Origin of the sequence: Candidatus Pseudomonas phytovorans (assembly GCA_029202525.1) — a bacterium.
Taxonomy (GTDB): domain Bacteria; phylum Pseudomonadota; class Gammaproteobacteria; order Pseudomonadales; family Pseudomonadaceae; genus Aquipseudomonas; species Aquipseudomonas phytovorans.
Genome location: CP119325.1, coordinates 1,148,103 through 1,162,327, shown reverse-complemented (window position 1 = coordinate 1,162,327; position 14,225 = coordinate 1,148,103). Strand labels below are relative to the sequence as shown.

General features: G+C 52.8%; 15 protein-coding genes and 1 pseudogene. 3 read left to right on the top strand and 13 right to left on the bottom strand.

Annotation, left to right across the window (positions count from 1 at the left end):
• Positions 1–8: 8 nt before the first annotated feature.
• The 5 genes from P0Y58_05065 to P0Y58_05045 all read right to left on the bottom strand — a co-directional run bounded on the left by P0Y58_05065 (position 9) and on the right by P0Y58_05045 (position 5,515).
• Positions 9–1,286, bottom strand: coding sequence for a DUF5623 domain-containing protein (locus P0Y58_05065; GenBank protein WEK31570.1), 1,278 nt, complete (start codon positions 1,284–1,286; stop codon positions 9–11).
• A 329-nt stretch (positions 1,287–1,615) separates the two neighbouring features.
• Positions 1,616–2,107, bottom strand: a complete 492-nt coding sequence (locus P0Y58_05060) for a KilA-N domain-containing protein (protein WEK31569.1) — start codon at positions 2,105–2,107, stop codon at positions 1,616–1,618.
• Between the two features lie 246 nt (positions 2,108–2,353).
• Positions 2,354–3,346 (bottom strand): hypothetical protein, encoded by a 993-nt coding sequence (locus P0Y58_05055; protein WEK31568.1) that lies wholly within the window; start codon positions 3,344–3,346, stop codon positions 2,354–2,356.
• Positions 3,347–3,457: 111 nt separating this feature from the next.
• Positions 3,458–4,795, bottom strand: a complete 1,338-nt coding sequence (locus P0Y58_05050; protein WEK31567.1) for a hypothetical protein — start codon at positions 4,793–4,795, stop codon at positions 3,458–3,460.
• Positions 4,796–5,116: 321 nt separating this feature from the next.
• Positions 5,117–5,515: a hypothetical protein gene (locus tag P0Y58_05045; protein WEK31566.1), complete on the bottom strand. Its 399-nt coding sequence runs from the start codon at positions 5,513–5,515 to the stop codon at positions 5,117–5,119.
• A gap of 328 nt (positions 5,516–5,843) precedes the next feature.
• On the opposite strand from P0Y58_05045, the gene P0Y58_05040 reads away from it, so the two are divergent.
• A complete protein-coding gene (locus P0Y58_05040; protein ID WEK31565.1) occupies positions 5,844–6,653 on the top strand; it encodes a hypothetical protein in 810 nt (269 codons plus the stop codon).
• Between the two features lie 191 nt (positions 6,654–6,844).
• On the opposite strand, the gene P0Y58_05035 is transcribed toward P0Y58_05040, so the two are convergent.
• The 3 genes and pseudogenes from P0Y58_05035 to P0Y58_05025 form a co-directional block, all read right to left on the bottom strand.
• Positions 6,845–7,522, bottom strand: a complete 678-nt coding sequence (locus P0Y58_05035; protein ID WEK31564.1) for a GIY-YIG nuclease family protein — start codon at positions 7,520–7,522, stop codon at positions 6,845–6,847.
• Between the two features lie 53 nt (positions 7,523–7,575).
• Positions 7,576–7,789 (bottom strand): annotated as a pseudogene (locus tag P0Y58_05030) (hypothetical protein).
• 119 nt (positions 7,790–7,908) lie between these two features.
• The gene (locus P0Y58_05025) at positions 7,909–9,273 is read right to left on the bottom strand and encodes a putative DNA binding domain-containing protein (GenBank protein ID WEK31563.1); all 1,365 of its coding nucleotides are present in this window, start codon (positions 9,271–9,273) and stop codon (positions 7,909–7,911) included.
• Between the two features lie 505 nt (positions 9,274–9,778).
• Here P0Y58_05025 and P0Y58_05020 point away from each other — a divergent pair.
• The gene (locus P0Y58_05020) at positions 9,779–10,423 is read left to right on the top strand and encodes a hypothetical protein (protein WEK31562.1); all 645 of its coding nucleotides are present in this window, start codon (positions 9,779–9,781) and stop codon (positions 10,421–10,423) included.
• Between the two features lie 47 nt (positions 10,424–10,470).
• On the opposite strand, the gene P0Y58_05015 is transcribed toward P0Y58_05020, so the two are convergent.
• The 4 genes from P0Y58_05015 to P0Y58_05000 form a co-directional block, all read right to left on the bottom strand.
• Positions 10,471–11,172, bottom strand: a complete 702-nt coding sequence (locus P0Y58_05015) for an RES family NAD+ phosphorylase (GenBank protein WEK31561.1) — start codon at positions 11,170–11,172, stop codon at positions 10,471–10,473.
• Positions 11,173–11,598: 426 nt separating this feature from the next.
• On the bottom strand, positions 11,599–12,030 hold the full coding sequence (locus P0Y58_05010) for a hypothetical protein (protein ID WEK31560.1): 432 nt from the start codon (positions 12,028–12,030) through the stop codon (positions 11,599–11,601).
• Between the two features lie 643 nt (positions 12,031–12,673).
• Entirely contained in the window at positions 12,674–12,964 is a 291-nt protein-coding gene (locus P0Y58_05005) for a hypothetical protein (GenBank protein ID WEK31559.1), read from the bottom strand.
• 71 nt (positions 12,965–13,035) lie between these two features.
• Positions 13,036–13,377, bottom strand: coding sequence for a hypothetical protein (locus P0Y58_05000; GenBank protein WEK31558.1), 342 nt, complete (start codon positions 13,375–13,377; stop codon positions 13,036–13,038).
• Positions 13,378–13,505: 128 nt separating this feature from the next.
• On the opposite strand from P0Y58_05000, the gene P0Y58_04995 reads away from it, so the two are divergent.
• Entirely contained in the window at positions 13,506–13,799 is a 294-nt protein-coding gene (locus tag P0Y58_04995) for a hypothetical protein (GenBank protein ID WEK31557.1), read from the top strand.
• A 17-nt stretch (positions 13,800–13,816) separates the two neighbouring features.
• On the opposite strand, the gene P0Y58_04990 is transcribed toward P0Y58_04995, so the two are convergent.
• Entirely contained in the window at positions 13,817–14,209 is a 393-nt protein-coding gene (locus P0Y58_04990) for a hypothetical protein (GenBank protein ID WEK31556.1), read from the bottom strand.
• Between the last annotated feature and the right edge of the window lie 16 nt (positions 14,210–14,225).

Sequence of the window (14,225 nt, the reverse complement as noted above, 5' to 3'; positions counted from 1 at the left end):
CCTTAAAATCAGATTTTGACGATGGCTTCGCGAGCTGCGTCCAATTTTTTCAGCTGATCCCTCAAAGGTTTCGAGTCTAGGTAGGTACCGACCATAATCGAACGGAGATGATTTAGTGCGGCCACCATCTCTGAGTTTGTCTCGTAACGTGGGATATCGCGACCACCATAGTAGACATCCACATCAACCTCTCGTCGATTTTCGCCCCGGTACTCAGCGTACATCCAATTCTCCAGCTCAGACTGGATCTGAACGAGCCTTGAGTGGGCCGCCAGAGGAGTTGCGGATAGGTACAGGCGCTTCAAAGTCCACCCCATTTCCTTATGGTTTTGGAGGGACATTTTCTGATTCGGGCGCCACCGAGAAGCCCAACCTTCCTCCCACTGGTACTCGATGGCGTTCTTGCTGTAACCATAAGTGGTACCTGGACGAGGCTTGCGCTTCTTGCCAGAGACTTCTCTCTCGGGACTCAAAAACTGCGTATTGAAAGGCTCCGAACGCATAGTCCACGCATTTGGATAACTGCCAAGCTTTTCTACCGTGCTCACTACTCGTGCCAACAGCTCAGCATCACTGCCGACAAAGTAAGGCAAGGTGCGACCTGGGTTGTACAACCCTTGCCACGACGGCTTAGCCCACCGGAATCCATTGGCGCGAACCCATACGTCGCGCCTTTCATGTTCCTCCGGCCTAGTAACATGGTCATACGGCTCGTCAAGCATCAACCAGCCACCCGTTTTCGAGCAGATCCACTTCGAGATGTGGTCTGAAGAAGGCAACTCAGTTGCTGCTTCCACCGCTGCATACTGTGCTTTGGTGGCGGCTGGAATCAGCCCCGTGGCCTCCAAGAACCGAAGGGACAAAGCTGCACGCGTCAACAGCTCTTGAGCACGCGCTTGGCTGTCAGCGTTACTTCTCATCTCCAAGTGATCAGGGGACTCTACGAAGAACGCTTTCAGTCCTTGAGCGTAGCTGCAGTGGCGCTTACTCAAAAAGTCCAGCAGTGGCCTAGGGAGCTTGACCTCGAGGATCTCAAGCCCGTTGGAACGCGGAGCGGTAGATGAGTCGCGCCAGTAAACAGAGAGGAAAATGCTGAACTGCAGTGGGGGCGTGAAGCCAGCCTGCAAAGATTTTCTCGCATGTTGATAGCTTTCATAGCCAGATCGCCTAGCAACCAAATCTAAGGCCGCAAGGTGAGTCAGGTCTTTGTTGATGCGTTCGACGCGCTTGGCTTGACGCTTGATGCCGTCGAGATTCGACGGGCAGAAGTCGAGAGTGGTGCTCATGTTGATTTCCCTGCCCCTTCCGCAACGCCACCCGCCTACGCCGCACCAGGGCCGCGAAATGACATGGCCTTGAGCATAGAGAAATAACAGGTAGTGCCGAAACCGGCTTTCTAAGACGGGTGTGATGCGCCTACCCAGCGCAGTAATTAATCTAACAAACAGGAAAACGAAAGCGCAAGCCCCTCTCAACCCTACTGACGCCGCGCCGAACATTAGTAGGGGTATCTGATGACATGACAGGAGTCTGAGCGTCGCCTGGCTTGGATGCCCTTTTTACTCGGGCCTAGAAACGACGAAGCCCGCATTGAGCGGGCTTTCGTTCGTCGATTTCAGTTGGGGTTATCAAGCCCCATTGTTAGCTGCAACTGATCCTTCAGATGGGCCACACGATACTCAAGGCGAGGCTTCTTGTTGCGCCACTCCAGGAGCCCTCTTCCATGCTCGCTTGCCTCACGCCGGCCTTCGTTCAACGCCTTGCACGCAGCGTCGAAACGCTCTTTCATCGACGAGTTATCACGCGCAATCCTGTCGATGGTGATGTCGCACCAACGAGCGAGCTTACGATCGATCTCCCTGACGAATTCCACAGCCACCTTCGGATGCAGCCAGGTGGAGGCAGCACTGATCTGAGTAAGCTCCTGGACATCCTCCACGCAGAGGGCCTGAGCAATATCAGTCAGGTACTCCTGCGTTTCAGGTGATCTCAACCAGCTATCTACTGAAGCCAAGTAAAGCTCCGCAACGTGACTAGCATTCAGCCACCCGCTCATGCTGAACACGATGGTTTTGTTTTGATACTCAACGTGGATCAAATCTTTCATATAAGGGTTCCGCCTTTTTCTATGGACGTGCGAATGCCTCACGAACGAGTAGTCGCGATTCTTCAGTCATAGGCACGTAAATTTAAGGTCAACAGATGCCGCAGAGATGCAGCGAGAGGGGAAATCCAAGGCACAAAAAAACCGGCCATTAGCCGGTCTCAGTGTCTTGCTGATGCAACTACCACATCATAGGGCTTAAATTATAGCAAAAGGCCATTTCAATCAAGCCCTTCACGCACTGCGGCTTTACTTTGATGACTTTGACAGGCGTCGCAGACAGGAGTGGCAGACACGATAGCTAGACCCTCTGGAGTCTTTAGCGATAGTGGAGTGGTCTTTGGTGGTGGGATTGCGACAGGATCTGCACGCCATGGTTCGCCCTCTGCTAGAGCGAGCGACGAGGTTAGCAGGCTCGCAATTTAAGAAATCGTCATCCTGCATAATCACCTTCTTTCCAGGCACCCGCCCGCCCAAGGCAATCAATTCAGCAAGGGCCAGGTAATTCCCCTCCGACTCACCTGCATAGCTGATACCAATCCTGGATCGACGACCTCGTTCTGCAAACAGGTTTTTCGCAATCTGCTCAAGCCAGTTCTCGTGAGTCCCTTCTGAGCCAAACTGCCTCGCCAGGCTTTCCTTTTCGAATGGCTTCAAGCTGCTAAACAATGCCGCTGGCGACTGCGAACGAATCAGCGATCTCCAACCCACACTAATTTCGATCGTGATACCGAGCCTATCCTGGGGGTTCTCTCCTGATGGTAGCGCGAGCCATTGCTTGGGTTTCCTGTACCCATCTGAACTGAGCTCCGATCTTCTATCTAGGTAGATCCAGGTGTTCTCGTAAGGAAAATACCCGTACAGCATGAGCTCCAACAGTCGGGTCGTAGGAGGCGCTAGGTACTCTACACCGTGGTATACCCCCTGCCGGCTGAAATGGTACGCATGGTGGACTCGCCGCTTCGAGTCGGTCGGAGTGAGGAACTGGCTCGCGGGTGGGCATTTGAAAATTTTGTCTAGGTGGCCGATGAACTGTGCCTCAGCTTCTATGGAGTCCAGGCGATGGCCCTCTAGTCCGAAGAGCTGCCACCAACACACCGAAGCCTCATGCTCCATCCGCTTCCGCAGCTCAATCGCCAGCTGGCGATCTAAGTACTCCTCTTCCTCATTCGAGAGGGATCTGGCGTCCTTCGCCTTGGCACGGAGCCAGGCTTGGCTTTTTTGATAGTCGTTGTAATCCACGAACACCTAACCTTAGTGATCACCGGACTGCTACCTTGATCCATCGCAGACGATAGGCTGACTCTGCCGGGCCAAAGAATTCAGGCTACGAAGCCGCCTGCACTCGCAGCACTAGACCTCAGCGACTTCTTCGCGCTTTTGTTCCAGGAGAATTTCAAGGAGCGCTTCGTCAGTTGCCATTCCCGATCGGATTTTACCCGCTAGAACATCAATCGCTTTCCACGAGTCGGGCCTTTCCAAAGCACCTTGCAAAAACGACTGCGCCAAGGACTGCAAATGCTCGGATCCACTACCTTCAGCATGCCGCCCCAGACGACCGAACATCCCGATCACTGCCTTACCTGGCGTACTCTCGTCGATACCAAAGAGACCTGAAAACACCATGCCTAGTGATCCGGCAACATGATGATCCGGTCGATTCCAGGTGTGCTTGATGCCGCCGCTCTTATCGGCTTGTTCAACCAGCTTCCGAATTTTGTTGGGAATGGTCGCTGCTGCTTTGGCCCGGTTGTAGTACTGCATGTTGGCCAAGCTGGCCGCGTCCTTGACAGCCTTCCATATCACCGACCAAAGCTCTGCGACACTGTATGTCCGAAGCGCATGCCTTATGTTTGCTTTGATCTTCTCAACTGCTTCGTCTTCGAGTTCATGCTGATAGGTGCTGCATTGATCGTCAAAGTAACGCATCACATCATCCAGGGCGAAGTCCAACCATAGGTCAGTCAGGCCCTCGGAATCAGTGAAGATATGCTCTTCTAGACTCCGGAGGGCTGTTGGGCCGCGCCCAAGGTCAGCGTCCGGGGGAAGGAAATACTGAATCCCGTAAACGTACCACCAGAGCTCGCCGTCTTGAATGAAGTAGGTGCCCGGTTTGGCTGCAATCGGATCATCGAGCAGCACGCCCTCCCGCAGGAGACGGTCGATAAAGTGCTTACCACCTTTGGGTGATAAATCATCGCAATCGTTTATGGTGAAGGTTCCGGTAGCCAGCTTTTGCCCCAAGAGGGCGTCCAACGCTAATAGCAGGATCACTGCTTCATCGGAAAGCTCGCCATAACACAAGGATGCGGAGGCGTTTCGCTCATTTTTATAAGCAAGCCGCTTGGAGATCTCAGCTTGCTCTAGCGCTTGCTGCTCAGCTTTTTGACGGCGGAGCACATCCTCACAGCTTTCGCAGGGAAGGCTAGATTTCTGGGAGGTCTTCTTGGCATCTGCGCGACCGTTGACTCTAATTGGCCCGTCGCACACGTAGCAGCACTGATTGTCATCATAGGCAAGGCAGTATTCCCTGACCTGCCTGGCAATTTGACCCGATTGGACGACATCTCTGAACGGTACCAAATCAGCTACGCGTTCGAGAAACGCCCCCTCCTCGTCCATAGCCCAGTACCGTGTTGCCAGAGCTATTTCATCTGGATTTTTGGTCAAATATTGCAACCTGACTGCCATGCATAATCCTACTAACGATGGTTGATCAATGCTCTACCTGAGCCATGCGCTAGCGGGAAAGACGCCGAGAACAGGCGCATCGAGTTTAACATCATAATGCCTTCACTCGAGCCAGCCTGATTGATTGCAAGAACGCCTCTACCCCCCTTATAGGATTTCACATCGTCAGTACCCCCTGCGGGATTTACGAGCTTCAGTGAGCATCTGGGAGGATCGCGAGGAGGCGTAGGCGGCCCCTTCGAGCCCGGATTAGCGACATGCGCATGACATCGCCTACAGGGCCATCGACAGCCTGCTTCCAGGTGCGGGCCAGTCTGTTGCCTAAACCAGATCGTCATCGTGCTCCCAGTCGCTATCAAAGCTAAACGAATCGATTGGTCGACGAGACGGACGCTGCTGGGGTGGCTCGGCGTCACCCATTGCTTCAACAAAGCTCTTCTCAAACTCGGCCTCGATTCCAGAGGATGAAGCAGTCGCGATCTGCTCGAGTATCACCGAAAAGTTCTTCCCACCCCTCTCTTTCAGAAAGGCCGCTACGGTGGTGAGATTCTTGAAAACCCTAGGGTTACCGCGCTGGGTGTGCAGGGTGTGCGCTAGGTCGGAGTGCTCAATCTGCAAGGTGTAGCCGTCAGCTTGTGCCAAGACTCGGACTTCACACCCAGCTACCTCCAGGTGGAATTGCAGCTGCCGCTCAGTGATAGGAAAATCGGTGCCGGCCATTTCAATCCTTGGATTTCGACTTCAAAAATGAAACTTTGCTATCAAAAAGCATTTTTTGATTTAATGCAAGACTCTAGAAAATACTAATAATTCTCCGCTTTAATCCTTTATATAGCGCTTATCCTGTGGCTTACAGGCGCTTATACAAACGGCTCTATATCTAGATACAGCCGGCCTCGTCCCTGTAAATTCTGCCTCATCACGGAACGGAGCCTATTGCCATGCCTAACCTAATTGCCCTTGTCGAGGCGGCTAACTCGACTAATCCACTGACTTTGGCCCTTTGCATCGGATTGATTCTTAGCTTGGCGGTGTTGAGGAACGGTAAATGAGTTCGCCAAAACCTGATCTCCGCTGGGCGAAAATGCCTAATCGGTGGGCTATGGCTGGTGAACTGGCTAATTTCGGCGAGCTGAATAACCAAGGGAATATCGACCTGGTGGCGATCAACACCTCCCTGGCTGCGCTGAAGGTGTACTTGGCTATCTGCACCCGGGCGAACTACAAAACAGGGATCGCCAAGACGACGTATCCAGAGCTCTGCGACTTGGCGGGACATTCGCGGAACGTGATTGCACGCTCGCTCGAGGTGCTTGAGAGCTTCGGGTACATTCGCCGTGATACTGGGAAGACCAGGGACGGCTCACTGATCTATGTCGAGAAATGGCTTGAGGATGAGGGGTTCGCCAAGATCCCAAAAAGCTGGCTGTACCAGGGCCGTGGGCCGAAACAAGATCAGTCGAGTGAGCACAAGGTGACGAAGCTGGTGAAGCTCAAGGCTTTTAGCTTCAACAAGCGCGTTTCGCTGCAGGCGCTTAAGATCTACATCTTGCTACTGGCCATGCGTCACCGTGACTCTCCGAAAGGCGACGGCTTGACTGTGATCAGCTACGACAACATCGCTGACCGAACGGGTGTGGGTCGCCACGCGGTGAGTCCGGCGATCACCCTGCTTATGGAAATGAACCTGATTACGTTCCGCTCTGGCAACCATGGCGGCAACGATGCCATGGACTTTGATAGGACTAACCGCTACCTGATCAAGGGCCTCAACGTGCGTTATCAAGGGCTGACCGATGACGCCTCTCCCCACGTGCCGGCAGCTCGAGTACCAGCCCAACCTGAGCAAACTGCCTAGTAGTTACAAAGGCCGGTGAGTTCTGGCGGTGTGCAGATGTTCACTGCCGGATGAATGGTGTTGGTGACTTCCCCTTGCGGGGAAATGCCAAGGTACAGCCGCCTCATGGCACACTCGCAACTATCCTAGGTACTCCGGCCGAGGCCATGAAGTACAGAGTATTCGGGACTCGACGACACAAAACCCGCTTCTTACGCTTCCTCGATCTTGCGATGGATGGCGATCAGCTCTGGCAGGAATTTCAGGCAATGGGCCGTGAAGAACTCTCGCGATTTGTTGATCCGATATTTGTCGAACAGGCAATGCAAGGCTTGCTCAAGCTTCGAGTAGTTGGTCGTTTCCAGCTGGCTTACGATTGTGAAACGAAACGGCACACCCGTTGTGTAAAGCTGGGTGATTCGTTTGTCGACTGAGCCGGTGGTAATCCCGATTTTGACTATCTCGACCTGATCAGCCGTGTAAAGCCCTGTGGAAAGCACGTACAGGGTGCCGACATCGGCCTCGAGCTTAGCGAGGTCTTCACCCTCAATGAAATCGTCAGCCTTTATCTCGACGTCGTTTGCATCGGCCAAAAGCGTCATCAGGTGAGGCTTCCTGCTCTTGTCTGCGGAAATGTCCGAAGCACTTCTGCAGGCTAGATAGATACGTGCCAGCACAGCATGATCCAGATCCTTGTAGTTGCCAGCTGCCACGTTTCTCAAATGGCTAGGTGTGCCAACGTGCTGGGGGTACTCCACTTTCACAATGTCTCGGATTTGCTGGGGTGTCAGCCCCTCTGGATTTTGGCGGAGAATCTGGCGAATAACATCTGTGAAGCTGAGTTCGTTCTGCATCATCACCTTAGGGATTTCGAGTGGTTCTTGGCTCACGGCAGTGTCCCGGTTCCTTATTAGGAGATTTACTGCGAGCTTGTTTTGCATTCCTAGTGGCTAGGTTTTGCTGGCCCGCCGAGCGAGCGCGCGCAATTGGTAATCAGTGACTGCTTGAAAGCTGTGTTCAGCTAGCAGCCGTAGACGCTCAAGCTCAGCGCCATTGACACCGTCTGCCTGGGCTTGGTGATACCGCTTCATAGCGTCTACTGCCTCCCTGTACTTAGGATGGACAGGTAACAAAGCGCTGCTGGGATCGGTCACCACAACGGTTACTCCGGGAGTTTTTCTCAAAGGTGCTCGGTGTCATGGGCCGCATCAGCGTCCTGCGACTCATGGCCTTCATGTGCTACACACCATCAGCCTGACGTAGCCCCGATTTCTTCTCATTTACGTTTCAGTAACCGGTTAACCTCAACCTCAATCGCATCGGGTTTCAGCTCAAAACCAGCAAAGCTTCCGAGTAACCTTGAGGTAGCGCGCTGAACGTATGGAGCAATACTGCTAGCGGGAGTGTCGGCCGGCACCTCGACATAGCTTTCGATGGAGTCTTCACGGGTCGCCCCACGAGGCGAAGAGAAGCCATTATCAAGCCAATGATCAATATGGCGTCCGCGCAAGCCATTCCAGCGGAACATGAAGCCAAGCTTGGCATCAGCGTCGAAGTCCAATGCTTCCGCGAAACGAAGGCCCACCGCGATGACTTCGGCCACAAAGTACACTGCTAAGCGCGGATCTAGGGCAGTACCTGGCTCTACCTTAGTAGTCAAATCGTCCAGCAATATCCGAGATTGATAAAACTGCCCGCGTGCATGCATACGATAGAAATCAAGCTTGTCAGCGCTTGAACCTAGAACCAAGGACTCCCATGCAGTTTCCAGCTTGTAGGGCCGATCAAGTGGGTTATTGAAACCTGAAGTCACCAGCCAGGCAGGCCATCCGGTGTACTCAGGGTTAGCCGAGTCAACCTTTGCCAAGAAGTCCTTGGTGGAATCCTCGATGTCCTTGGGCGGATCGAAAACCAAGCCGACCTCCCAACTCCCCTTTTGCAAAAGTGCTTGAGCAGAAGGATCCAGCTGGCGTGCCTCGATTGACAGTTCGCGAGCACGTGCGCCCTCCTGAAGGATTGACCGCGCGCGATGTTCAAGGGTTGGGCTTTTGAGCGCTGAACTGAAGATATTGGCTCCCGCGTTACCCAGCTGGCGTCTGAGAAATCGACCAATATCAGCCTCTCGATTATCGAAGCAGATCTCGAGAAGGTCGCGCCAATCCGATGCCTTGATTGCTGAGGTGCTGGGCGTACCGTTGGAACCGAGCGTACGAAAGTAGACCGTATCTTCTCGGACTAAAGGTTTGCCATTCTGGCCAAGCAGATCTCTCTTTGCAGCTGCAGGTACCGTTACTCCTTGAGGTACAGCTATCACCGGGTGTAGCAATCCCTCACGCTCAACGAACGCTACCTGTACCTCGATTGAGATCGACGAATACTTTGAAACGATGCCTTGGATTACATCGACGTGAAACGCTGCCTTCACGTCATCCGGAGCACCTTGGAGATCTGGGCGCAGGGTTGCGTTGTCGAACCCTATGATCAAATAACCGCCATTGCGGTTGTACAGGGCTATAACGGCTTTGGTGATCTTGGCGATGCTTTCATCTGCCTTGGGATCAATCCACGTTTTGATCTCAACGTTCAGCCCCTCGGAAAGGCGGCTCACCAAACTGTCGAGTCGAGCCTTTGAAATGTCCATGCTAACCCCTCGAATTGAAAGCCCGCTGGCGGGCAGCGATCACACCTTCGCCCAGGTAACGTCGCTCAGCCTGTCCACCATCGGTTGGGAAAACGCCGTAATCCAAGCGCGCTCTAGCTCCTGAAAATCATCTACTAGCTACCTCTATGCAACACGTCGGAGGCTAACCCGCCGAGACATCAATATGCCACCCCTTTCCAGAGGCCATATGCCGGCAGAAGAGCAGATGGACGCATTACAAGTCTCCGATGCGGCCCAACCGATTTTGGTGGCTACCATTTCACTCGACTGATTTTCGATCTGGAGTGGAAAGGAGGTACCAAAGCCTCTACTACCGCCCCTACCGTAAGGTGTCATGGGCCTTTTAGCCAGATTCCGAAGCCTCCTAAGCGGTTTTCTCGAAGGCCTTGATCACCCGTCTGTCGCCATACCCTGAAAATATGTTTGACGATTTTTTGTATGCATTGGTATAGTAAATCGTCAATCAGAAACACCGAGGTGCTTTATGGACTCGCAAAGATCAATCCACGCAATAGTCGATACCCTGGCCGCAACCCTTGAAAAGGTTCCAGATATGGCGGGTGGATCGGTGCGCGTGCTTAAGCTTCTCACCAACGTCTTCCAGCAGTGGTCTGAGGAAAAAACCAAGGAGAACCTTGGATCCTTGACGGACGCGGAGCTGCTTCAGAAGCTTGCAACTAGTGGCTCCGTCGCAGGGGCTTTAAGCACCAGAGAAACCCGCAAGCAAGCTCGACGCGTCGCTGCAAAGATCGAGTTCTTTGATCGACTCAAGGATTTCGGCGGAGTACTGAAAAGCCAAGCAGTAGCCAGCGCCTTGGGAACAACAAGACAAACCATCAACAATCATGTGAAAAAAGGCACCTTAATCGCGATCCAGGAAGGAAACGATTACCTTTATCCAGCATTTCAGTTTGTTGGGGACGAGAAGCTTCCACACTTGGAGGAAATCTTAGGTTTGATGAAAAATGTCAGCGCGGAGGCTCAGTGCACATTCTTCCTAAATCCTATTGCCTTCGATGGCGGAAACGCAGAGTTGCCGTATGTAGTTCTTAAAGACGGTGCTGATGAGAACCAGTTGGAAGCAATCAAGCGTGAAGCGTCTCTTTTCATGAGCTCAACGCCTGCGTAAAAAACAGCGCACCCAAAGCTGGGGCGCTGCGTGAATGGTAGCGGAGCTTAAGAGCTAAGCACCTTGTAGCCGAGGATCTCGGTCAAGATCTCCTCTGCATCAATGCTGTCATCCTCAAAGCCTTCCGGAAGTTCTCCTTTGTACTCGAACTCCGGAAGCTTCGTCATCTCAACAGTCTTAACCGTTGTGGTCTCACCTGGCGCCGTCCACAGCGCGTAACAACTGTGTCCGTCCGGGTGATGCCGCGACTCATAAGCGATTCCATCAAAAGGGTTGCCTGGCAACCTGGCCACTGCTGCCACAATTTCTTGCGTAAGCGTGTAGTCTGGGCCAGTCACTTCGTCCACCGTCCGGTTCATTCTGGACAGACATGGCTTCAGATTCAGCAGCTTCAAATCCCTGGTCGTCTCTACCACGCACATGTCTTTTTTCTCAAGATCTGTGGTGTTCAATACGATACCAATCCCTTTCGATTCCTTGGGCCGAAGCCTTCCGAACGTCTCGGCCAGCGCCCCGCTGGGGTGTTCAGCCCCATACCAGATCCCGATTTCTTCCATGGGATCGTTAAACCTACCCAGTTCTTTAGGCTTTTTAGGACATCCGTAGTACTCAGCATTCTCATGCCCGGAATCCTGAACCCTGTAGGAAGTTGAGCCGCCCGGAAGCAGTTTAACGCTCAGTTTACCGCCAGAGTGCAGCCTTTGAACCAGTTGCTCGGTTTGCTTAATATCGTCGTCGCCTGTAACCATTAATCACCTCGTTATAGAAAAGTACTGTCATAAGATCACCATTTGAAGGTTGCTTACGAAAAGGACGCTGGAATTCCAGCGGCGCCGACACATGCCGAGCGCTCGGTGATTCTAACAGAGTGAAAGCGGAGGCAAACAGAGCTAGAAAGCTCGCGTGGCAACAAGCTTGGCCGGACGAATAGTTAGAAACTCGATTGGATGCCAGAGCATCCACATGGATATGCTGTTGCGGCAAATTTCAAATCAGCCGTAAACAAGAGTACTCTCTTTAACTGACGTCAAAACTGCCGTAGACGTATATGTTTTGGCTGAAATGCCGCACTGAGCCTGAATGAATAGCGAGTTGGGTAAATCCCTGCGAGTATAGGATGGAGGTGCCCGCGTAATCCCAAAGGTATCGGAAGGTTCTTACGGCTTGAAGGCCAATCACTCACAATGCCACACACCCAGGTTTCGTGCTCGGGCAAAATCTTGCTCTGTCGCTATTCGAATTTCGTCAGAGTTGAATTTATTAGCGAATATCTTGAAATCTATTCCCAGCCCTTCGCAGATACTTGAATAGAATGAAGGCTCTTTAGGATCATCGCCGTTGACGTAAAACCCCTCCTGAATTCGGGAATAAAAATCAAGAGCCCTCCGGATAGAATCCGCCTGACCAATTAAAATAGATTTAACCGCAACAACCGCTCGACAAGAGAACTCAGTATCATAATTAAAATAAGGCTTTTCTAGGACTTTGAACCCAAAAGGCTGCCCCGTAACACTTGCGACATGCTGCCATTCGTTTTTCAAAAAACTGCGGAAGTCAGAATTCCATTCATCTCCACCACCAGCACGCAGGCCGCCTACGGTGAGCAAGAAGTTGAGATTTTCTTTAGCGCAGTATTGTTCGACATCTTTAACTGTAGGTGATATACCCCAGCACCATGAGCACATAGGGTCACCTACATACCGTATGACAACATCGTTTACCGAAAATTTTGAACATGCCCTTTTAGCTTCAAGCTCGGCGCAGTGCCTTCAATGCTACAGGCGCCGGTTACAGGATCACAAGTTCTCATATCACCCCCAATAATATTGAGCTTTAAGGTACAAAATTCCAGAGAACCCTTAAACCTCAGCACTCGTTAAACACTGTTCAATTTTTTTAAACTAGAGGCACTCACAGGCTTAGCTGCCTGTACCAACGGGGGTTATTGCAGTGCGTCGCATGAAACGAAAAACCCGTCATGAGAGATGGGGCTTGGTATGTGATTTACTTACGAGGTGAGAGGTGTATTCCCGCAATCATGCACTTCACCGAGCAGCTCAACGAAGTACTGGCAACGAGCCTGGTAGCTGGAAAGCCCCATTGACGGATGCCAAGCTCATGAGCGGTTCAGCCATGAGCTGAGGGCTTGCATGTCGGGTGTATGCAGAACTGTCAATGACCCGACATGCCCTCCATCAACGCAGATGCGCTGGCTCGTTTACAAGCTCCACCTCTAGATGGCAATGATGCTCACTCGGCACCATCCGTACTAACCCGGCCAAACGCATCGTTTTTTTGAATTGCGTCACCCTCATCCTCCAGCATCACGCTGGCCCATCGAGTGCGCTTGATGTCAGATACCAGGGAGAAAAAACAACCCTCACACAGATGAAGCTCATAGACTTCACCACTGTGCCCTGCACCCTCACCCCAAGCCGCATGCAGCGTTCCAAACTGAACCCCTACCTCGCCAACCCGGGTCGACAATCCACACATATCGCATACGACGTCTTCGGGCTGCCCTGATGGTGTCAACTTCATGTGATATCTCTACCGCCGGCTACGCATACTGCATCGCTGGGCTTGCCCCGATGCACACGAGATACCGGATCTCAATGCTTGGCCTTCGAAATCTCGCGAGCGGCGTCGCCTGCCCAGTCGCACACGACGTACAGACTGCTCAGTGTGCGCACAACGAAGAATCCATGGATTTCCTGTGCAGCCATGATTATGGAGGTGCGGATCGATGCGCCGTCCTCAAAGCGCTGCTCGCGGTCATTGAAGATGACGCCCTGAAGATAAAGCTCCCCAGGCCCATATTGCACGCTGGATAGATATGCGGTGACTTCGAGGTCAAATGGAACCTGCATCGCCTTCACCACGCTGCTCGGCATCGTGGCTCCCGATGCTTCGTCAACCGGGCGAGTAGAAAGAGGTACACGGTTTCTTGCCATTTCTATCTCCTTTGGAGCGTTGACGTTCTGGAGACAGCCGGCCAACAAGGCCAAGGCAGGGCAATAACAGGCGAATGAATAAACGCATGATAGCCTTGCTACCGTCCATCCCCTGCGGAGCACCTTGTTTGAGCACCACCTCTGTTAGCGGCTACTACGCATCCTTGCTGCGGGCACCCTCCTTCGCCGCCGACCCTATCGGCAAACGACAGAGCGAGTTCTGGAAGCGCCTTGTTGATGACATTCACACATGCAGCACTGAGCATGACCTTCGCGAAGCGAGAGGCAGAGCGGAAGAATTCATTCTGGGGCTGGTCGAAGCTGGCCACCTGGAGCGTGACGGCGAGCGAGACTACGTGATTCTGAGCTCTATACATCGCCGCCAGGATTTCTTGCGTACACTTCTCGCGACGCTCAACTGATCGCCATACTCGGCCTTTCAGGCACCCGCAAAGGTGCCTGGCTCGCGCGTCGGAGATGCGTCAGGTTGGTCGGCGGTTGCCATCAGTGCTCGAAGACTCTTCCGGCCCGCTCCGCGCTTGAAAGAGGTCAGTACGAAATTCCCTGCCTTGGTATCAACCACCCAGAACCCCTCTGCTCTCATCATCTTGAAGATCGGCGTCGTCGTCAGCAAATATGCCCCTGTACGCTTTTCAATAAGCCCTGGAACGGTTTGACCAACCACAACACCGACTGCGCAATCGTTCGAAATGACGACATCGCCCAGATAGGCAGTGATCGGTACAGGGTACTGCCGAGTCATCGCTCGTATGATGCGCGTGAGCTGAAATGTCGAGAGCCCTCTGGAGTAGCTGGTGATCTCATCTGTCATGTGTTCTTGTGCTCCT